Annotated in this window: 15 protein-coding genes; 3 read left to right on the top strand and 12 right to left on the bottom strand. The window is 44.6% G+C overall.

Annotated elements, in window-relative coordinates; all coding sequences use genetic code 11:
• Positions 1 to 6 precede the first annotated feature (6 nt).
• On the top strand, positions 7 to 495 hold the full coding sequence (locus tag KNL20_RS00825; RefSeq protein ID WP_230398807.1) for a Gx transporter family protein: 489 nt from the start codon (positions 7 to 9) through the stop codon (positions 493 to 495).
• On the opposite strand, the gene KNL20_RS00820 is transcribed toward KNL20_RS00825, so the two are convergent.
• Entirely contained in the window at positions 492 to 2,600 is a 2,109-nt protein-coding gene (locus KNL20_RS00820; protein WP_230398806.1) for a glycoside hydrolase family 3 C-terminal domain-containing protein, read from the bottom strand. The genes KNL20_RS00825 and KNL20_RS00820 overlap by 4 nt on opposite strands.
• A 213-nt stretch (positions 2,601 to 2,813) precedes the next feature.
• On the opposite strand from KNL20_RS00820, the gene KNL20_RS00815 reads away from it, so the two are divergent.
• Positions 2,814 to 3,278, top strand: a complete 465-nt coding sequence (locus KNL20_RS00815) for an FMN-binding protein (protein ID WP_230398805.1) — start codon at positions 2,814 to 2,816, stop codon at positions 3,276 to 3,278.
• Between the two features lie 73 nt (positions 3,279 to 3,351).
• On the opposite strand, the gene KNL20_RS00810 is transcribed toward KNL20_RS00815, so the two are convergent.
• A complete protein-coding gene (locus tag KNL20_RS00810; protein WP_230398804.1) occupies positions 3,352 to 4,542 on the bottom strand; it encodes a pyridoxal phosphate-dependent aminotransferase in 1,191 nt (396 codons plus the stop codon).
• 124 nt (positions 4,543 to 4,666) lie between these two features.
• Here KNL20_RS00810 and ytaF point away from each other — a divergent pair, with 124 nt between their 5' ends.
• The gene (gene ytaF, locus KNL20_RS00805) at positions 4,667 to 5,308 is read left to right on the top strand and encodes a sporulation membrane protein YtaF (protein ID WP_230398803.1); all 642 of its coding nucleotides are present in this window, start codon (positions 4,667 to 4,669) and stop codon (positions 5,306 to 5,308) included.
• Here ytaF and KNL20_RS00800 read toward each other — a convergent pair.
• From KNL20_RS00800 to dapF, 10 genes are all read right to left on the bottom strand, one after another.
• The gene (locus tag KNL20_RS00800) at positions 5,246 to 7,954 is read right to left on the bottom strand and encodes a cation-translocating P-type ATPase (RefSeq protein ID WP_230398802.1); all 2,709 of its coding nucleotides are present in this window, start codon (positions 7,952 to 7,954) and stop codon (positions 5,246 to 5,248) included. The two genes, ytaF and KNL20_RS00800, sit on opposite strands and share 63 nt — an antisense overlap.
• Positions 7,955 to 8,112: 158 nt before the next feature.
• Positions 8,113 to 10,023: an NAD(+) synthase gene (locus tag KNL20_RS00795; RefSeq protein ID WP_230398801.1), complete on the bottom strand. Its 1,911-nt coding sequence runs from the start codon at positions 10,021 to 10,023 to the stop codon at positions 8,113 to 8,115.
• Positions 10,024 to 10,049: 26 nt separating this feature from the next.
• A complete protein-coding gene (gene hslO, locus KNL20_RS00790) occupies positions 10,050 to 10,928 on the bottom strand; it encodes an Hsp33 family molecular chaperone HslO (protein ID WP_230398800.1) in 879 nt (292 codons plus the stop codon).
• A 16-nt stretch (positions 10,929 to 10,944) separates the two neighbouring features.
• Positions 10,945 to 11,718 (bottom strand): class I SAM-dependent DNA methyltransferase, encoded by a 774-nt coding sequence (locus KNL20_RS00785; protein WP_230398799.1) that lies wholly within the window; start codon positions 11,716 to 11,718, stop codon positions 10,945 to 10,947.
• Between the two features lie 145 nt (positions 11,719 to 11,863).
• A complete protein-coding gene (gene clpB / locus KNL20_RS00780; RefSeq protein ID WP_230398798.1) occupies positions 11,864 to 14,467 on the bottom strand; it encodes an ATP-dependent chaperone ClpB in 2,604 nt (867 codons plus the stop codon).
• A gap of 173 nt (positions 14,468 to 14,640) precedes the next feature.
• The gene (locus KNL20_RS00775; RefSeq protein ID WP_230398797.1) at positions 14,641 to 14,898 is read right to left on the bottom strand and encodes an HPr family phosphocarrier protein; all 258 of its coding nucleotides are present in this window, start codon (positions 14,896 to 14,898) and stop codon (positions 14,641 to 14,643) included.
• 344 nt (positions 14,899 to 15,242) lie between these two features.
• The gene (locus KNL20_RS00770; protein WP_230398796.1) at positions 15,243 to 16,586 is read right to left on the bottom strand and encodes a C40 family peptidase; all 1,344 of its coding nucleotides are present in this window, start codon (positions 16,584 to 16,586) and stop codon (positions 15,243 to 15,245) included.
• A 209-nt stretch (positions 16,587 to 16,795) separates the two neighbouring features.
• Positions 16,796 to 17,944: a BMP family lipoprotein gene (locus KNL20_RS00765; protein WP_230398795.1), complete on the bottom strand. Its 1,149-nt coding sequence runs from the start codon at positions 17,942 to 17,944 to the stop codon at positions 16,796 to 16,798.
• 154 nt (positions 17,945 to 18,098) lie between these two features.
• Positions 18,099 to 20,234, bottom strand: coding sequence for an anaerobic ribonucleoside-triphosphate reductase (gene nrdD, locus KNL20_RS00760; protein ID WP_230398794.1), 2,136 nt, complete (start codon positions 20,232 to 20,234; stop codon positions 18,099 to 18,101).
• Between the two features lie 125 nt (positions 20,235 to 20,359).
• Positions 20,360 to 21,199 (bottom strand): diaminopimelate epimerase, encoded by an 840-nt coding sequence (gene dapF, locus KNL20_RS00755; protein WP_230398793.1) that lies wholly within the window; start codon positions 21,197 to 21,199, stop codon positions 20,360 to 20,362.
• Positions 21,200 to 21,207: the final 8 nt, after the last annotated feature.

Raw genomic sequence — 21,207 nt, 5'->3', positions numbered from 1 at the left:
GGGTATATGAAAACAAAAAATGTAGCAACATATGGCATACTGATTGCCCTGGCATTTATTCTAAGTTATATAGAAAGTCTGATCCCGATTCCTGTACCGGTTCCCGGAATTAAGCTCGGTCTGGCCAATCTGGTTGTGGTTACCGCTTTATTTCTGATGGGATCAAAGCAAGCCTTTGCCTTATCCATCGTACGGATGATCCTGGTAGGGTTCACCTTCGGGAATTTATCTACCATGCTATTCAGCTTTGGGGGCGGACTGCTTAGCTGGCTGCTTATGGCAACCGCAAACAGATGCAAAAAATTCTCAGTAACAGGTGTGAGTATCATTGGGGGAGTCGGACACAACATCGGTCAGATTCTCGTGGCTATGTGGGTAGTAAACAGCAGCGCACTTGTCTACTACCTTCCATTTTTAATTATCTCGGGACTTGTTACAGGGGCAGTGATTGGAATTTTAGGCGGCATTATCATAAATAGTTTACAAAGACATTAGCGTACAAACTTCCTTGTATACTCCGTCCGAACAGGTCTTGATCCCGTCAGTTCAAAACTCCGTTCATCCGGCTGGCTGACACCTGTATAAAGTTCAAACTGTCTTCCGTCCACAAAGCGCTTTCCGCTGTCATCCACCACAGTAAAGGCTCTCTCTGGAATTGGAAGTTCAACCTCTGTTTCTTCCTGCGGCAGCAGATGTATACGCCAAAATGCACAAAGCTGCGGATTCGGCACTGCATGGGCAGAATCCATACATTTAATGTAAACCTGTACCACCTCATCTGTTTCCACATTTCCACAGTTCTTCACCACGGCCCGCACACTTGCTCCATACGCTTCTTCTACTGCGTCAGCCTTCATTACCCGAACCTCACTGTAAGTCAGACCGTATCCGAACGGATACTGTGCTCTTCCCTTCATATATCGGTAGGTTCTTCCTTCCATGGAATAGTCCGTGAACGCAGGCAGTTCCTCCAGACTTTGATAAAAAGTAACAGGAAGTTTTCCGGATGGAGATACATCTCCAAAAAGGATTTCTGCCGCTGCCTTTCCTCCCCGGGCTCCCGGGTACCACAACCCCAGAATACCATGAAAGTGCTCCGCAGCATAGCTCATATCGATATCACTTCCGGCCATCAGACAAAGGATCACCGGCTTACCTGTTGCAGCAATCGTCTGCATCAGTTTTCTCTGCGTTTCCGGCAGTAGAAGATCCTGTTTGTCTCCCGATGCATACGCATTTCCGGCATCCCCTTCCTCCCCCTCTAAGGTTTCATCCAAACCCAGGCACAGAATCACAACATCACTGTTTTCAGCTGCAATCTGAGCCTCGGAAAGACGGTCATTCTCCCCGGCCAACCCCTCTGTCCTGGACTTAGACAGAGCACAGCCTTCTGAATAATAAACCCTTACCTCCTCTCCGACATACCTCTGGATCCCCTCCAGAACTGTAATATACGCAGATGATGTTCCGTAATAGTTTCCAATCAGCGCGGCTCTGCTGTTTGCATTCGGACCGATGACGGCAATCGCGTTTAAAGCCTCTTTCTTCAAAGGCAGTATACCATCATTTTTCAACAGAACCATACTTTCCAAGGCGGTTTTATGTGCAAGTTCCAGATGCTCCTTACATTCCACACGGTCATACCCGATCTCATCAAATTCACTGCCGTCGAACAATCCCAGAAGAAAGCGGGTGGTAAAAAGCCTGACGGCAGATTCTGTAATTTGTTCTTCTGTTACCAGACCCTCTTTATATGCACTTAAAATATGCAGATAAGTATTTCCACAATTCAAGTCACAACCTGCATTCAGGGCCATGGCCGCAGATTCCCGGGCGGTTGAAGTAACCATATGATGCATGTGAAAATCCGCAATTGCCCAGCAATCGGATACAAAATGCCCCTGGAACCCCCATGCTCCGCGCAATCTTTCCCGGATTAAAGTCTTGCTTCCACAGCAAGGCTCTCCGTTGGTGCGGTTATAAGCTCCCATGACGGATTCTACCCGTGCTTCCTTTACCAATGCCTCAAACGCCGGCAGATAGGTTTCCTCCATATCTTTCTTGGTTGCCACGGCATTAAATTCATGACGAATTGCCTCCGGCCCGGAATGAACCGCATAATGTTTCGCACAGGCTGCTGCTTTCATCGTCTCTCCGTCACCTTGCAGGCCTTCTACAAAAGCCACGCCCATACGGCTGGTCAGATAGGGATCCTCCCCATAAGTTTCATGTCCCCTGCCCCATCTCGGGTCCCGGAATATATTTACATTCGGAGACCAAAAGGTCAGCCCTTTATAGATATCCCTGTCTTCATGTGCCGCATAGGTATTGTATTTTGCACGTCCCTCATCTGCGATAGCATCGGCCACTTCCTTTAAAAGCTCCGGATCAAAGGTTGCACCCATACCGATTGCCTGGGGAAAGCTGGTAGCAACCCCTGCTCTTGCAACACCATGCAGCGCTTCATTCCACCAGTTGTAAGCAGGTACATTAAGTCTTTGAATTGCCGGTGCATCATATCTCAACTGGCTGGCCTTCTCTTCTAAAGTCATCTGAGATACCAGCTCTTTGGCACGCTTTCTTGCTTCTTTTCTGTCCATACGAATCCTCCAGCCATAATATTATAATTCGTTGCCCTGTAACGAGAATAGGAACTTTTTACAGGCCACTCACTAAACTATACTATAGCAAGCTTTATCCTTTCTGGCTTTACAATAATTGCTTTTTATCTGGCAAATATTGCGGTAAATAACGCATATTTTTTTGGATAAACTCATATCATTTATAGAGAATGCAAAAGGAGTGTACCGTCTATGAGTTCAAAAACTAAAATTGTCGTACTACATATGAAGGAAGTGATCTATACTGCGATCTTTCTTCTACTGGCTGTTGTAGCCATTATCCTGCTTTTTGTGATGTTTGGCGGTAAGGAATCCCAGGATAAGACTGCCTCATCCCAGGCTTCAGTCACCGAAACCCAATATACGCCAGGTATCTATACGGCTTCCATCGAGCTTAATGGCAACTCATTCGACGTACAGGTGACCGTAGATAAGGATCACATCAATTCTATAGAATTGATAAACTTAAGTGAAGTTACTACTGCCATGTATCCTTTGATGGAGCCGACCCTGGAAGACATCGCAAGTCAGATTTATACGACTCAATCTACGGAAAATATCACCTATTCCGACGACAATAAATATACCTCCATGCTGCTTTTAGAAGCTGTAAAATCAGCTCTGACGAAAGCTGAAGCAGTAGATGCAGAGAAGTAACTCACAAACAGGAAGTTTGCTAAAAAGGAGCAGAGGCAGATATACACATATTATATATCTGCCCCTGCCTGTTTCATGCTCTGTAATGCTCCGCTAATTTCCGGAAAGCGTCCAGGGATTTTTTAATTGTTTCATAAGGAATGCAGTATGCAAGTCTTACATAGCCAGGACATCCAAAAGACCTGGTAGAAACCATAATGAGATTATGTTTTTTCCCTTCCATGACAAATGCCTCTTCGTCTTCTTCCGGTGATTTAAGAAGCAGGTAAAACGCCCCCTCAGGCTTCACGCAGGAAAATCCCATCGCCCGCAGGTTATCATAAAGCAGCATTCGGTTTTTATTATAGATTTCAATATCTACCTTTTCCTCCAGGCAGTCCTTTGCCACAAGCTGGAACAGGGAAGGCGCATTCACGTATCCCAAAGCACGATTGCTTACAATCAATCCATTCTCAACCTGATCATAGTCTTCCATGTCCGGAGATATGGCCATATACCCGATTCTTTCTCCCGGAAGAGAAAGCGATTTGCTGAAGGAATAGCATACGATACAGTTCCTGACATGCTTGGGCATATAGGGAACCTGCAGGCCATCATATACGAGTTCACGGTATGGTTCATCTGAGACAACACAGATAGAGTGGCCGATGCGCACTTCCGCTTTTCGTATAATTCGATTTAATTCTTCTAATGCTTCAGAGGTATATACAACACCAGACGGGTTATTGGGGTTATTCAGAAGAATCACTTTCGTTCTTTCATTTATGTAATCATCGAGGAGTTCCAGATTTAACTGAAAGTCGGGTATGTGAGCCGGAATTACCACAAGATTCCCATAATAATTCATCACATAGCTCCGGTACTCGCCGAAGAACGGTGCAAAGCAGATCACCTCATCTCCGGGGTTTAGTAAGGCACTGAAGATGCAGTTCAGCCCCCCCGCCGCTCCGACTGTCATTATAATATTATCCATGCTGTAATTCATGTCAAAACGTCTGTTTAAAGATTCAGCTACCGCACTTCTGACTTCATCATATCCGGCATTCTTCATATATCCATGCAGATATCCCGGCTCTTTTTCATTTAACAGTTTTGTAATGCTTCTCTTTACCACAGGTGGTGTTTGGGCGAACGGATTTCCCAGGCTGTAATCATATACATTCTCTTCTCCGACCTTCCGGGCAAGTTCTTTTCCCTCCTCAAAAAGTTTGCGGATAACAGAGCTGCCATCTATTAATGTCTGTGTTTTATCAGATACCTTCATATTGCCTCCCATTCGATTGACCATTCAAGTATGTCTTGTACCAGTTTATCAATTTAGCTCTTAGAATGCAATACATATTTAATATAAGCTGCATATTATAATAAAAAATGTATGTTGGTATAACATGACAGTATATACGATTATTCTTGAATCACTGGTGTTGGTGACAGCGCTTTCCATAGATGCCTTTGTGGCCTGCTTTGCCTATGGCACGAACAAGATTAAAATCCCTTTTCTTTCAGCAGCTATCATGGATGGGATATCCGCCGGTATATTGCTGATTTTTCTGCTTTTGGGAAAAGTAATCAGTCCACTTCTCCCAGAGAATCTGATTCGGATCTTTTGCTTTGCAATACTGTTTGGGCTGGGAATTGTAAAACTTTTTGACAGCTCCTTAAAGGCACTGATTCGGAAAAGCGGACAGAATGCACCGGAATTTCATTTCTCACTGATGCAGTTTTCTTTTATCCTGACCGTCTATGCGGATCCGGATAAAGCAGATATGGATCAAAGCCATACACTTTCTCCCAGAGAGGCTGTCTCCCTGGGAGTTGCATTGTCGCTGGACAGTGCTGCGGTAGGCTTTGGGGCAGGTGTCCTCCCACTGCATGTGCCCCTTACAATATTACTTTCGTTACTTGTAGGGGCCTGTGCCATTTTGCTGGGATGCCTGCTGGGGAATAAAATAGCAGAAAAGCTTTCCCTAAATCTTTCCTGGCTCAGCGGCATTCTTCTGATTGTCCTTGCTTTTATGAAGTTTCTTTAACCAGGAGGCAGGATCCAGAAGGAACATCTCATGAGCAAACAAAGGCATGGAGGATAAAAAGATTAAATTCAGCCATTCACCCAAAGATAGCCGTACAGTTTCAAAAACAGCATTAAAATACGGAATCTCAGTCACAGATATCTGCAGTCCCAATCCTATAAAGAATGCCGCAAGCATCAGCTTATTGGATAGAGGATGATTGAGGAAAAATGACTTCTCAACATTTCTCATACCAACTGCGTGAAATAATTCAGATATTCCCAGTACTGTAAATGCATAGGTCTGGGCGCGCATCAGAATCTCACTTTGTGATAAAGCAATTTTCAGGTTTTCGAGCGTGACAGCCATGCTATGACTGCTTAAAAAAGCATAAGGAACACTGAAAAATGCAATCAGGCTTACAGCGGCAATCAGACCTCCATAAAACAAGGTACAGAACAGCCCGCCCCCCGCAAACAGGCTTTCCCTGGCACTTCGGGGGGGCTTCTGCATCAGTAGCTTTCCATCGTTTTCGTCCACGCCAAGCGCCAGTGCCGGAAGAGAATCTGTAATCAGATTAATCCAAAGGATATGGCTGGCCTTTAAAGGAGAACTTAACCCCGCAATCACTGCCAGAAACATGGTTATAATCTCTCCAAAATTCGAGGACAGCAAGAACAGTACAGACTTCTTGATATTCTCATAGATTCCTCTTCCTTCCTCAATAGCCCGCTCAATGGTGGCAAAATTATCATCGGTCAATACAATATCGGCTGCGTTTTTAGCAACATCAGTTCCACATCTTCCCATGGCTATGCCTATGTCGGCAGCTTTCAAAGAAGGGGCATCGTTGACACCATCGCCAGTCATGGCAACCACATTTCTCCTTGCACGAAACGCTTTCACAATTCTGACCTTATGCTGGGGGGATACTCTGGCAAATACACTTAATTCCATGCAGCGCCCTTCAAGTGAAGAATCTGACATCTGTTCCAACTCTTCCCCTGTAATACATTCTTTTATTGAGCTTGTAATACCTAATTGCTTCGCGATGGCAAATGCGGTTTCCACATGGTCCCCTGTAATCATAACCGTCTTTACCCCGGACTGCTTAAAGACGGTTATAGCTTCGGAAGCCTCTTCCCTCGGTGGATCCATCATTCCTACAAGCCCTACAAACACCAGATTATTTTCCTCCGGAGCTGCTGCTTCAGGGCGCATAGCCAGCCCCAGAACCCGTAGTGCCTGACTGCTCATCTCTCCTGTGGCTCTTTCTATCTGCCTTTTGTCTTCTCCCGAGATTGGGACGATCTGACCGGCTTTCAAAATTCTGGTACAGCGTTTTGTCAGAACATCGCTGGAGCCTTTTGTATAAGCCACCCGTTTTCCGCTGCCCTGATGGACCGTAGTCATCATCTTTCGTCTGGAGTCAAAGGGTAATTCATCCACACGAGGCATCTTTTCTTCAAGATTTTTTTTACTGATTCCAAGGAATGCTCCCATCTCCATTAAGGCGATTTCGGTTGGATCCCCCATGGATACCCCACCGGAAATCATAGCGTCATTGCAAAGTGTAAATCCCTCCAGAAATTCCCTGTGTTCCGATAGCTTTAGTTTTTCAACAGGAATATAAGTCTGATTGGTATAGCACCTTACCACCTTCATCTTATTTTGAGTCAGAGTTCCCGTCTTGTCTGAGCATACAATATTTACAGAGCCAAGTGTCTCCACCGCCGGCAGTCTGCGAACGATAGTATTGACCTTTACCATGCGGGAAACGCTTAAAGCCAGTACGATTGTTACAATAGCCGGAAGTCCTTCCGGAACTGCAGCAACTGCGAGAGATATGGCTGTTATCAGCATTTCCGGAATATTTCGGTGTTGAATGACTGCAATTACAAACAATGCAATACACAAAATTACCGCACATGCGCTTAAAATCTTTCCAATTTCCCCAAGCCTTTTCTGCAAAGGGGTAGCCTCTTGGGGGGCATCCCCCAGCATCCCGGCAATTTTTCCGATTTCAGTGTTCATGCCTGTGGCGGCAACAACGCCTTCACCTCTTCCGTATACAATACTGGTGGACATAAACACCATATTCTTTCTGTCACCCAGGGACGGCTTTTCATCTGTAATCTTTCCGGAGTTTTTTTGAACCGGCAAGGATTCACCGGTCAGGGCAGATTCTTCTGCCTTTAGGCTGAAGGAAGTGATCAGACGGAGATCGGCCGGAACCTGGCATCCTGTCTCCAGCGCAACCACATCTCCGGTCACCAGCTCCGCTGCCGGAATCTCCCTATAGACACCGTCCCGCTTTACTATCGCAGTAGGGCTGGTGATCTTTTTCAGAGCTTCCAGGGCTTTCAGGGCCTTTCCTTCCTGTATCACACCTACTGCCCCATTAATTACAATCACTACAAGTATAATCGCCGCATCGCTCATTTCTCTCATAAACATGGAAATTCCTGCTGCCACCAGAAGAATAAATATCAGCGGATCATTTAACTGCTCTGCAAACATACTGAGCATAGATTTTTTCTTGGGCTCGGCCAGAACATTGAAACCCTCTTCCTTCCTTCTTTGTCCGGCTTCTTTCTCTGACAGCCCTTGCTGCAGATTTGTATTTAACTTCTTTTCCACTTCTGTCAAAGACTTCTGTTCTAACATTCGCCCCTCCCTTTCAATATAACTTGATGCCTGATACCTGCAAATTTCTGCGCATGACCTTTTGACTCCGGTATCATCATAAAATGGACGCATAAGCTGATTTACACCTAAATCAGTTTATGCGTCCAAGTCCTACATTATGAAAAGGGGAAAACGCTTTACATCTCCTCTAATTGTTTGATCCAGATTCTTACACAGGCATCGCTGGGCATCCTTAAGTCCCCTCTCGGCGAAACCGCAACCGATCCCACCTTGGGTCCGTCCGGGAGGCAGGAGCGTTTAAACTGTTGCGAAAAAAAGCGCCAATAAAACTTTTTCAGCCACTTCAGGATTGTTTCATCATCATACAGATCCCGAAACGTCAGCCTGGCAATCCGATAAATCTTTTCAGGCGCATACCCCATACGAATCATATAATAAAGATAAAAGTCATGAAGTTCATACGGTCCCACCAAATCCTCCGTCTTTTGTGAAATCACTCCATCCTTTGGTGGCAGCAGTTCCGGACTTACGGGTGTATCCAGTACATCCATCAGGATATGTTCCAGTTTATCATCCCCGCAGGTTTCCGCATAGTATTTTACCAGATGCCTTACCAGAGTTTTGGGCACTGAGGCATTGACCGCATACATGGACATATGATCTCCATTATAGGTTGCCCAGCCAAGAGCCAGCTCTGATAAATCACCGGTTCCCACCACCAGACCATTTTTCTGATTGGCAATATCCATCAACACCTGTGTCCGTTCTCTGGCCTGTCCATTCTCAAAGGTCACATCATGCTTCTCCATATCCTGTCCGATATCCCGAAAATGCAGTGTCACAGCATCTTTGATATCCACCTCTTTGAGTGTTGCACCAATCGTCCGGGTAAGCTCACAGGCATTCTGATAGGTTCGGTCCGTAGTTCCAAAACAGGGCATTGTCACGCAGAGAATATTGGAACGGTCAATTCCCAGCTTATCAAAGGCTCTTGTGGCGACCAAAAGAGCCAGGGTGGAGTCCAGGCCTCCCGAAATGCCAATTACTGCACATTCACATCCGGTATGTGCCAGCCTTTTCTTCAGACCCATAGCCTGTATATTCAAAATCTCATCGCATCTTTCATTCCTCTGCTCCATATCAGCAGGTACAAAGGGCTGTGACGGGAACTTTCGGTCTAACCTTGTCTCCACCAATGCAAGATCAAAATCCACAATTTGATATCCTTCCGGATTCCCGGCCGGATATGTGGTCATCCTCCTTCGTTCCCCAATCAGACGGTCTATATCCAGATCTGCAAAGATGACTCCGTTCTCAAAGCGTTTGGATTCGGACAGCAGCGTGCCATTTTCACATATCAGATTTTGTCCGCCAAATACCAGGTCTGTCGTGGACTCGCCTTCTCCTGCCGTTGCATAGATATAGCCGCAGACAAGCCGGGCAGAGCTGGCGCTCACCAGGCTTCTTCTGTAAGCGTCCTTTCCCGTCACCTCGTCACTGGCAGAAAGATTCACAAGGACAGTCGCACCCGCCAGGGCATGCGCTGTACCGGGGGGATTGGGAGACCATAAGTCTTCACAGATTTCCGCCGCCGTTACAAGATGCGGCATCTGTCTGCAGCGGAACAAAAGGTTCATGCCAAATGGAATTTCCTTACCCTGAAAGCCGGTCATATGAACCGCTTCCCTGCCTTCTGCAAAATGTCTTTTCTCATAAAATTCATTGTAATTAGGCAGATGCTTCTTAGGGACAATACCAAGTACTTCTCCCCTGCAAAGTACCGCAGCAGCATTATACAGTTTTCCCTGATCTTCCCATGGAAGTCCCAGAAAAATCAGTCCATCGATATCCTTTGTCTGCTTTGCTATACGTCCAAGCTGATCTTTTGCCTCCTCCAGAAGCCGTTCCTGCCAGAACAAATCACTGCAGGTATATCCGGTCAGGCAAAGTTCCGGCAAAACCATGAGTTTTGCACCACCAAGTGCCATCTGACGAATGTTATCCACAATCCTTACTGCATTCTCCACACAATCAGCAACCACTACTTCAGGTGTTGCCGCGGCAACCTTCACAAATCCATGTTTCATCTTCTACCTCATTTTCCATTTACATCTTAACCTTTTGCGAGTTCCAGAAGTTCCTTTAACTCCTCAATATTGAAGATATAACTACTGTTGCAAAAATGGCACTTCAGTTCCACAGCTTCTCCGTCCCCGATCATATGCTCCAGTTCTTTCTTTCCAATGCTGATTAATGCTTTTGCCACACGATGCTTGTCGCAGTTGCAATAAAATCTGGCCGGCACTTTTTCATTAAATTCCACATCCATACCCTTCAGTACTTTTTCCAGAATCAGTTCCGGAGTTAAACCCTCTTCAAGCATATCGGTAACTGAAGTTACTTCTGACAGGTTTTTCTCCAGCTTTTCAATCACTTCTTCATCCGTAAACGGCATAAGCTGGATGATGAATCCACCAGCCTGCTTTACCGTATTATGTTTCTCCATCAGAACTCCCAGTCCCACGGAAGAGGGTACCTGTTCACTGGCAGCAAAATAATAGGTAAGATCGTCCCCGATTTCACCTGTCTGTAACTCTACCCGGCCGGAATATGGTTCCTTTAATCCCAGGTCTTTAATAGCTGTAAGATAACCTTGTCCCACGGCTCTTCCAACATCCAGTTTTCCTATACTGTTGGCAGGAATCAACACCTCCGGATTCAGAACATACCCCTTGACACTGCCCTTCGAATCGGCAGTAACCGTAATCCCTCCAAGGGGGCCGTCACCGCGAACCTGGAGTGTCAGAATATCCTTATCCCCCTTCATCATGATTCCCATCATAGCACCGGCAGTCAGAAGGCGGCCCAACGCCGCTGTTGCCACAGGACTGGTATTATGAGCCGCTCTTGCTGCTTCTGCCAAATCCCTTGTAGTCGCTGCAAAAGCCCTGATCTGGCCTCCTGCCGCTGTTGCTCTTATAATATAATCCATCTCTTTCCTACGCTCCTTATAATTTCCCGGATTCCTGTGCAATCACATAAATCCGCTCACTGTCCTCTTTTACCTCATCATGCGAAAACGCATCATAAGCCGCTACAAACTTCATCCCCGCCTGTTCAAGTAAGCTTTGAATCTTTTTCAGGGGATACCCCCTCTGTTCATGGATCTCTTCGTACTTCCGATATAACCCCTGATTCCCTTCCGGAATAAAGATGGCCAATTCATATTCGTTGATACAGGTTTCCCTGTCATAATAATTATCCCAGATAAAGCTGGCTTCCTCCCTGTTCTCAGCTATGGTGGAATCTCCGATCTGTTCATACTTGTAAATTGTATTCATATCAAAGATAAAATAGCCTGCAGGATCAAGGTAATTATTTACCAGACGAAAGACCTGCAGAAGCTCTTCCTCTTCCAGGATATAGTTCATGGAATCACAGACACTGATAATCGCCTTTACCGTTCCATAAAGTTCAAACTCACGCATATCCTGCATCAGATATAAAATATCATACCCGGATGACACACGTTTATCCATAGCTATTTCAAGCATATCCCCGGAATTGTCAATGCCAATCATGTCATAGCCCTTACCCGCCAGAAGTTCCGTCATACTTCCGGTTCCACAACCCAGTTCCAGAACCAGACCATCCCGGACTCCGTGCTCCCTTAAAAGCTCCGCCAGATATTCACACCACTCCTTATAAGGCACATGGTCCATAAATAAATCATAAACATAGGCAAAGCTTTTATATGCTTCTACTTCCTTGCTCTCAAACATAAGCACCTCCAGATTCTTTTCATTATAACCCATACCGTATACGCTGTAAATAAGTAAAGAACAGAGTTGCCTGTCCTGTCTCATAACAGGATAAGCAGCTCTGTTCGATTACATGAAATACATATGACCTTTTGACCCTGGTACTTTATGATATCACCTCAACCTCCGGCTTGATAATCGCCTCCAGCCTGCCGGAGGTAAGATCGATTAAAATCGTATCTCCCGTACTTACGGATCCTCCCAGAATCAGCCTGGCTGTCAGTGTTTCCACATTCTTTTGTATAAATCGCTTCAATGGTCGTGCACCGTACACCGGGTCATAACCGCCTTCTATTATAAACTCCTTGGCTTTAGAAGTAAGTTCGATAGATAGCTCCTGGTTGTTCATACGTGCATTCAATTCCTTCATAAGCAAATCTACAATACCACCTATATTATCCTTTGTCAAAGGTTTAAACAAAATGATTTCATCCAACCGGTTCAAAAATTCCGGACGAAAATGCGCTTTCAGCTCATTGCTGACCATCGTCTGCGCTTCCTCACTGATAGAGCCATTTAGCTCAATTCCCTCCAACAGATAGGAGGAACCTATATTGGAAGTCATAATTAATATGGTATTTTTAAAGTCTACCGTCCTTCCCTGAGAATCCGTGATACGCCCGTCATCCAACACTTGCAGCAGTACATTGAACACATCCGGGTGTGCCTTTTCTATCTCATCGAAAAGCACCACCGAATACGGTTTCCTCCTAACTGCTTCCGTAAGCTGCCCGCCTTCTTCATAACCTACATATCCTGGAGGTGCTCCGATCAGACGGGATACGGAATACTTTTCCATATACTCGCTCATGTCAATACGCACCATATTGTTTTCATCGTCAAAAAGCTGCCTGGCAAGGGTTTTTGCCAATTCTGTCTTACCTACTCCGGTAGGACCTAAGAACAGAAAAGAACCAATCGGTTTGGAAGGATCCTTAATTCCGGCTTTTGAACGAATAATCGCATCAGAAACCAGAGAGACGGCCTCTTCCTGTCCGATAACCCTCTCATGCAGTTGACTTTCCAGACCCAGAATTTTCATTCGTTCACCTTCTGTCAGCCTTGCAACCGGAATTCCCGTCCAGTTTGACACAATTCGTGCAATCTCTTCATCCGTAACATTCTCATGTACCAGCGACAAATCGGAGCTCTTTACTCTCTCTTCTTCCACTTCCAACTGCTGCTGTAATCTGGGTAATTCTCCGTACTGAAGCTCTGCAGCCTTATTCAAATCATACGTTTGCTGTGCATTTTGAATCTGACGGTTCAAATCTTCTATTTGTTCCCGTAAAGAAGAAAGCCTCTCAACAGACTTCTTTTCATTTTCCCACTGTGCCTTTTGCACATTAAATGCATCCCGCAGTTCAGCCAGTTCTTTCTGAAGATTTTCCAGCCGTTCCCTGCTTAAGTTATCCGTCTCCTTCTTTAAAGCCGCCTCTTCAATCTCCATCTGCATGATTTTACGCTGCTGCTCATCCAATTCCGTAGGCATGGAGTCCAGTTCGGTCTTAATCAGTGCACAGGCTTCATCTACAAGATCAATCGCCTTATCCGGAAGAAAACGGTCACTGATATAACGATCGGATAACGTGGCTGCTGCCACCAAGGCTCCATCGGCAATCTTTACCCCATGATAAACTTCATAGCGTTCCTTTAATCCTCTTAAAATAGAGATTGTATCCTCTACCGTCGGTTCATTCACCAACACCGGCTGAAAACGCCGTTCCAGAGCAGCATCCTTTTCAATGTATTGCCGGTATTCATCCAGGGTAGTCGCACCGATGCAATGCAGTTCGCCCCGTGCCAGCATGGGTTTCAGCATATTGCCGGCATCCATGGCTCCTTCCGTTTTTCCCGCCCCGACAATCAGATGAAGTTCATCAATAAAGAGGATGATTCTTCCTTCACTTTTTCTCACCTCTTCCAGAACCGCTTTCAGACGCTCCTCAAATTCGCCCCTATACTTCGCACCCGCTACCAGGGCTCCCATATCCAGCGAAAAGATTGTCTTATCCTTCAGACCTTCCGGAACATCTCCCTTGACAATACGTTGAGCCAGTCCTTCTACAACTGCAGTCTTTCCGACTCCCGGCTCTCCAATCAGAACCGGATTATTCTTTGTTTTTCTGGACAAAATCCGGACGACATTACGAATTTCCTCATCCCTTCCTATGACCGGATCCAGCTTCTGGTTTCTCGCCCTGTCCACCAGATCCACTCCATACTTTTCCAGGGTGTCATAAGTATCCTCAGGATTATCGCTGGTAACCCTCTGATTACCACGTACTGTACTGAGTGCCTGCAAAAACCTTTCTTTGTTAATTCCATATTCCTGAAACAGCTTTTTCATGTTCGGGTTCGGATGTTTCAGCATGGCCAGAAACAGATGTTCCACGGAGACATACTCATCTCCCATGGCCTTTGCTTCGTCTTCGGCACTCACCAATGCCTTATTCAAATGCTGACCAATATAAGGTTGGCCGCCCTGTACCTTTACTCTGTTGCTTAATACCGTCTCCAGATTATTTAGAAAATGCTGCTTATCAATCTCCATCTTTTCAATCATCTTAAGGATTAATCCATCCTCCTGATGCAAAAGATTATATAATAGATGCTCTTGTTCTATTTCCTGATTTCCAAAATCGTAAGCAGTCTTTTCCAGACCCTGTACCGCTTCCAGAGACTTCTGTGTGAATTTACTTATATTCATCACTCTACCTCCAATCTATAAACATAAATCATATAACTTTCATGTTCTATTCAGAATATAACACCTATTATTAGCACTGTCAAGGGTTGAGTGCTAATTTTTTATGTTTTTATCAAGAATGGAATACTGAGATTTACTGAATTTATCTTCCAGTTGGAAATATATCAACTTTTTTATAAATACTCTTTAAAAAACTGTTCCAACTGCTTGCAGCCAATCTCTTCATCAGCTCCGCTCACTGTCACAGTGACCTCATCGCCGCACTTGATGCCAAGCTGCATCAGAGCAAACAGCTTCTTGCCGTCGGCAGACTTGTCTTTAAAGGTAACCTTAACATCTGCCTGCTGTTTCCCGGCTTCTTTCACCAGCAGCCCTGCCGGGCGTGCGTGTAATCCTAACGAATCGGTAATCACATACTGAAAGCTTTTCATCTGTTCTCCTCTATAACATATTATGGCCATACTGGCTCCATCGGGTTCCTGTGGGTTATCCAATAAAAGCAACAAAAAAACCATCAATAAAATCAGGAAATTTGCTGACTTATTAGATGGTTTTGCCGTCTCCGTAACAATCCACATATATTTTCTATGTGTAGATAATAGCAAATTCTGATCTATATGTCAATATTATTTATCTTTTTAGTTTTACCATTGACACTTGAACATAATTAGCGCCTCACAACAAAGAGCTGCAAAAAGGCACGACCACTTGATGATCGTGCCTTTTCTGTACTTACTATATGTTCAAACAAATATTCGCATCTTACTTTTTCAGATTAAATCACACGTCTTACTGCAAGAATTGTTCTGTACGCTGCATTTGAACTTACTTTGATTCCACCTTGAGGATATGGTGCACTGTTGGAAGCATGTACAATCTGTCCGCCGCCCATATAGATGGCAACATGTCCCTCATAGCAGATAATATCTCCCGGCTGTGCTTCTGCATAAGATACTCCGCGTCCTGCACTTCTTAAAGCACCTGAGGTACGAGGAAGGCTATATCCGAAATGAGCATATACAGATTTAATAAATCCTGAACAGTCCGCACCGTTTGTCAAGCTTTCACCGCCCCATACATATGGGTTACCAATAAAATTACATGCATAACTTACAATTGCACTTCCTGTAGCAGAACCAGTGGATGCAGATCCCTGATCCTTCGAACCGCTGCCCCCGGTCTTACCTGTTGAGGTATTTCCACTTCCTCCAGTATTTGTCTGAGCAGGAGTAGAATTTGAAGAACTGCCTCTGCTTCCTGAATTTTCATTCGATGTCCCTCTACTGTTAGAGCTGGTTCCGGCTGTACTGTTCGCATTCGACCGGGTAGTTGTCTGTCTTGCTGCTTCTTCCGCTGCCGCCTGTTGTCTGGCCGCTTCTTCCTGCTGTCTCTGCTGCTCTGCTACCAACTCTTTAATCTTGGTATTCTGCTGTTCAATCAAACTCTGATACTGCGCTGCTTTCTGTTCTGCTGATGCAATCTGATTATCATAATCGGCAGAGGTTGCCTTTTTTTCAGAAAGAATATTCTCCAGATTCTTCTGCTCTTCTTCCTGCTCTGCCTCCATACTTACTAAATCGGCTTTTTCTGTTTCGAGCTGTTCGGCAAGGTCTGCCACCTGCTGTACAACAGATATGTAGTCTTCCAATGCATTCTGGTCATAATCATACAGTTCCTGTGTCTGCTTAACGCTGCTTAACATACTGCTGATATTTCCGTCTTCCAGAAGAACGGTTGCCCAGGCTCCGTTACCGCCGTTCTCATACAGATACTGAATTCTCCGCTTCATATCGGAGTATTGCTGATCACGGTCTGCCTCGGCAGCGGCCAGCTTGGTTTTCGTATTTTCAATCTCAGCTTCTTTTTCAGAGATACTGTCTTTCAGTTCATTGACATAAGCAATGGTTTTGACTAACTTTGCATCCAACTCATTGATTTCACTGGTCAGTTGATTTTTCTTGCTTTCCAGCGCGTCAATCTGTGCTTCTGTACCAGCCAGCTGACTGCTTGTCTGCTCCTTTTGTCTCTGAACTTCATCAATCGTATCTGCGTTTACGACCATCACCTGTGCACAGCTAAGTACAACAGCTAGGCTCATAGCCAATACTTTTTTCTTCATATCGTTCCCCTTAAAACAGATTTCTAATTAGTTTGTAACATTTCCGAAACATTTTTTTCAATTCTTATACATGGTAACATAAATCATTCGGAGATGCAACCCCTCAAAATAGAAAAAATTGTAAATAATTTATGAATTTGTAATAATCCTTAAGATAAAAGAAAAAAACGGACAGAACCTGAGAATTTTTTGTGATATCATGTACTATTTCATGTGTTATTTTCCATATTCAGGGTCACATTTACTATCTTATATTTTTTTAAATCTTTAGTAACATTTTCCCTGCTCACTTCCAGTTTTCCATTGCTCAATTCTTCACAAAGCTGATTATATTGATCTGCTGTAAACGTTTGAAAGGATGATTTGTTCATATCCAGGCAGACGCTGTTGGTATCGACACCTACGATCTCCCTTTCTCCACCCGCATACGATTTCTCTTTTATACTGTTTAGTATCTGATATGTAACAGAAGCATAATCATTTCCCACATATGTCAGAACAGTCCCCGGAAACGCTTTCAGGCTGTTGTCCATTGTGATGACCTGTTTGTCCTTTTGTTTTGCTGCCTTGCCAATCGCATTTAATATGGAAAACTCACAGCTGGATATCACCTGGCACCCTTCATTGTACCAGCTTTGGGCAGTTTGTTCCACATCCGGAGAGGTGATTTCAGTACCCAGATATCTGTATCGGATTGTTATCTGCTCTGCGCCGAGGCCTATTTCTTTAGCCGCCTCATTGGCACCCTGCACAAATCCGGATCCATACTGTATAGTGGAATTTTCCTTTTCTCCACCCATAAATCCCAGACTTGTAAAGCCTTCCCTTACTGCAGAATATCCCGCCAGATAGCCGGCCTGTTCTCTGGAAAACAATACCGCATGGGTATTGCCTCTTAGCTTCTCCTTTTCACTGTCTGCTGCATGGGGCACACCATCCAAGAGGACAAACTTGACACTTAAATCCGCTTTTTGCATATCGTAGACAGCTGTCTCGAGCTCTTTTCCCTGACAGATGATTACCTCAGCGCCGGACTTTAATGCTTTACTGATAGTTTCTTCATATCCCCTCGTGCTCTTTTCCTCTGAAGCAAAAGAATCATATGTTTTGTTATTCTTTTCTGCAAACTTTTTAACACCTGCAAGAGCAGAGTATTCGGATGTCTGTTCACTCATGCCCTGGGCATCTGTAATCAGTGCAATTTCTGTTTTGTTTTTATTTCCGCATCCTGACAACAGCATAATTCCCATTCCCGCCGCTACGATCGCATAACGAAAATAACGAGTACAAAACTCACAGAAATACGTGTGATTCTGTACTCGTATGTCCCTTTTTTTCTTATTTCTATATATATGCATGGTTTACCCCTTATAATTATGATGTAGGAGACCCAAACTCATGCGTTTCATGCCAGCATGAAACGCATGACCTTTTGACCCTGGTATCATAATTATAAGAGTATCTTACAAATAAAGAAAGGGTATAAATCTTAAATTTTTGTTTCAAATAAGTTTACATTGATTTACGCTCTGCTATCTCAGCCATCTTCGCTTCATTCAACCGGGTATCACCATGTACGCGGCTGTAGGACAGATAACCGTTCATACGGTCTATTTTTGTCAGATTACCGGAACCGCAGACAGGGCACACATCCATCTCAAGTTCCTCATGGCCGCAGTCGTCGCAGTAGGCAAGCGATAGATTGACTCCTTCATAAAAGCCCTTTTTCATAGCTCTTCGAACCAAAGAGCGGATTGCCGGACGATTATAACTTACTGGATAGCGGACATACTGGATTTTTCCACCGTTACAATATTCCCAGAAGCGTCCTTCCTTATCCTGCTTTTCAATAGGAGTCAGGTCTTCAGTCACATGACAGTGGAAACTGTTGCTGACATAGGGGCGGTCAGAGACATTATGTACAATTCCATATATCCTGCGGAATTGTTCTACCTGCAAGCCGCATAAGGACTCTGCAGGCGTTCCATAGATAGCGTAGAGAATTCCGTCAGCAGTTTTAAACTCTGCCACTTTGTCATTAATATGTTTAAGAACTTCCAGGGCAAATTCCCCATCCTCTGCAATGGATTTTCCATTATAAAGTTCCTGCAGTTCATTGAGTGCCGTGATGCCGAACGACGCTGTCATAGGTTTCAGAAGTGGCCTGATTTTATCTCCCGGCTTCAGGTTTCCACCGTAGAAACCACCTTCACAGTACCCCAGCGGATTGGTAGATGCCCGCATTTCACCCAGATAATCGTAGGTTCTGCGATGCAGATCCCGTATCATCTCCAGATAAAAACCCAGTACCTCGTAGAAGTCCTGATTCTCACTCCTGGATTTAGCAAGAATCATTGGCAAATGAAGTGATACTGCTCCGATATTAAACCTCCCGACAAAAACAGGTTTGTCATCTTCATCTGCTGGTTCCATCCCACCCCTCTCATACCAGGGACTTAAAAATGCACGGCAGCCCATAGGACTGATCACCCGTCCGTATTTCTGATACATGCTGGATATATATCCCTCTCCACTCATGGACAGCCAATCCGGATACATCGTCTTAGAAGAACACTCCACGCCGGCTTCAAAAACATCTTCACAGATACCACCCTGTCCGTGAATTACCTCGTCATATAAGAATACAATTTTAGGGAACAGTACCGGTTTCTTATGTCCTTCTTTCCCCTGTCCCCCTTGATGTACCTGCAAGAGTGAAACAGAAATCATCTTCTGGAACGGCTCAGTTCCGAGTCCCAGAGTTACTGTAACAAATGGATAATCTCCGCGCGAAGAGCCTACGGTATTCAGTTTGTATTCAATTCCCTGCCATCCCTGATCACAATCTCTTCTGACCTTATCTATCGCATATTCAATGGCTTTCTCTTCCCTGCCGGACCAGGACTCATCCGAATATTTCAGAAATTCATTTCTATATTTATCGTAGCTTCTCTTTGCATAAGGAGCCAGGATCTTATCCACCTCAGGCACTGTAAATCCGCCGTACTGCTGGGCGGCGGTGCTTAATATAATATCTCCCATGACATCAAAGGCCGTATCCAGTGTCTTGGGTTCATTATACCAGACATTCCCCATCTCAAACCCACCACGTAAAACATTTGCCACGTCAAACAGGCAGCAATTCATGGTATCCAGACGGGCTGACTGATCATGAATATAGATATATCCATCTTTACAAGCCTGAAGTTCATTCCTGTTCATAAAAAATTTTCTATACAGTTCTTTATTCAATTCATTAAAAATCAGGCTTCGTTTGGTCGCCACCAACGCACTGTCTGTGTTGGCATTACTCTTATCTCCAATGTAACGAATAGATTGACTTTTGGTATAGACTTCATCCATCATATGTATAAAGTCTACCTTGTAATTTCGATAGTCACGGTAGCTCTTGGCCACGGATGGATTAACCTTTTCCAGTGCTCCTTCTACGATGTTATGCATATCCGCAATCAGAATATCCTTCTTTCCCAGAGAGTTTGCATGCTCAGTCGCAAACTTACAGATAAAATCAATCTCCTCCTGAGAGAATGTATATAGAATCCGGTGGGCAGATTTATTTACCGCGCGAACAATCTTAGCGGCATCGAAAGGCTCTTTCGTTCCGTCTTTTTTTATAATACAAATCATACTGTCCTCCTGTTTTACAATATATTGTTCTTATTGATTTTCCCAATACAAGATATTGTATCACTTATCTATCAAAAAGAAAATCCCTTTATTGAGGGACATGCCCCATTCTCATTGGCGCACGCTTAAAACCACTTGAATTCTCCATCAAATACAATCTCGGCAGGTCCTGTCATGTACACGATATTTTCTCCTCTGTCCCAGGTAATCTGCAGAGTACCTCCCAGCAGCCGTACCTCAACCTGGTTTCCGTCCACCAAACGGTTCAAGATGGTTGCAACCGCAACCGCACATGCACCGGTGCCACAGGCCAGGGTTTCTCCCGATCCTCTTTCCCATACCCGCATCTGTACGGTATGCTTGTCCAAAACTTTGACAAACTCCGTATTTACCCGATCCGGAAAACGTTCATGATGTTCGAATTTCGGACCAAGCTTTTCAATATTCAGATTTTCCAAATCATCCATGTAGATTACAGCATGCGGATTTCCCATAGAAACGCAGGTCATTCGGTATTCTTTCCCATCCACTGATATAGGAGCGTTAATCAGCTCCTGCTCATCGGCCAACACCGGTATTTTTACAGTTTCCAGAATCGGCTCGCCCATATTTACCCGAATCTGTACCGCCTTTCCATCTTTTATGGTCAGCTCCAGATACTTGATACCACTTTTCGTATCCACACTGATTGAGGTTTTATCCGTCAGTCCGTATTCATAGACATACTTGGCCACACATCGAATCCCATTACCGCACATAGCTCCCCTGGAACCATCCGCATTGTACATTTCCATTTCAAAATCGGCCACATCGGAAGGCTTTATCAGAATCAGACCATCAGACCCGATTCCAAAATGCCGGTCGCTCACCAGCTTTGCCATCCGGGAGGGATTCTCAACGTTTTCTTCCATACAGTTCACATATACGTAATCATTGCCGCATCCATGCATCTTCGTAAATTTCATCTTTTTTC

It is taken from the genome of Novisyntrophococcus fermenticellae (assembly GCF_018866245.1).
GTDB classification, from domain to species: Bacteria; Bacillota; Clostridia; order Lachnospirales; family Lachnospiraceae; genus Novisyntrophococcus; species Novisyntrophococcus fermenticellae.
Note: the sequence above shows the minus strand (reverse complement) of the source record. Positions and strands in the feature narration are given on the sequence as shown.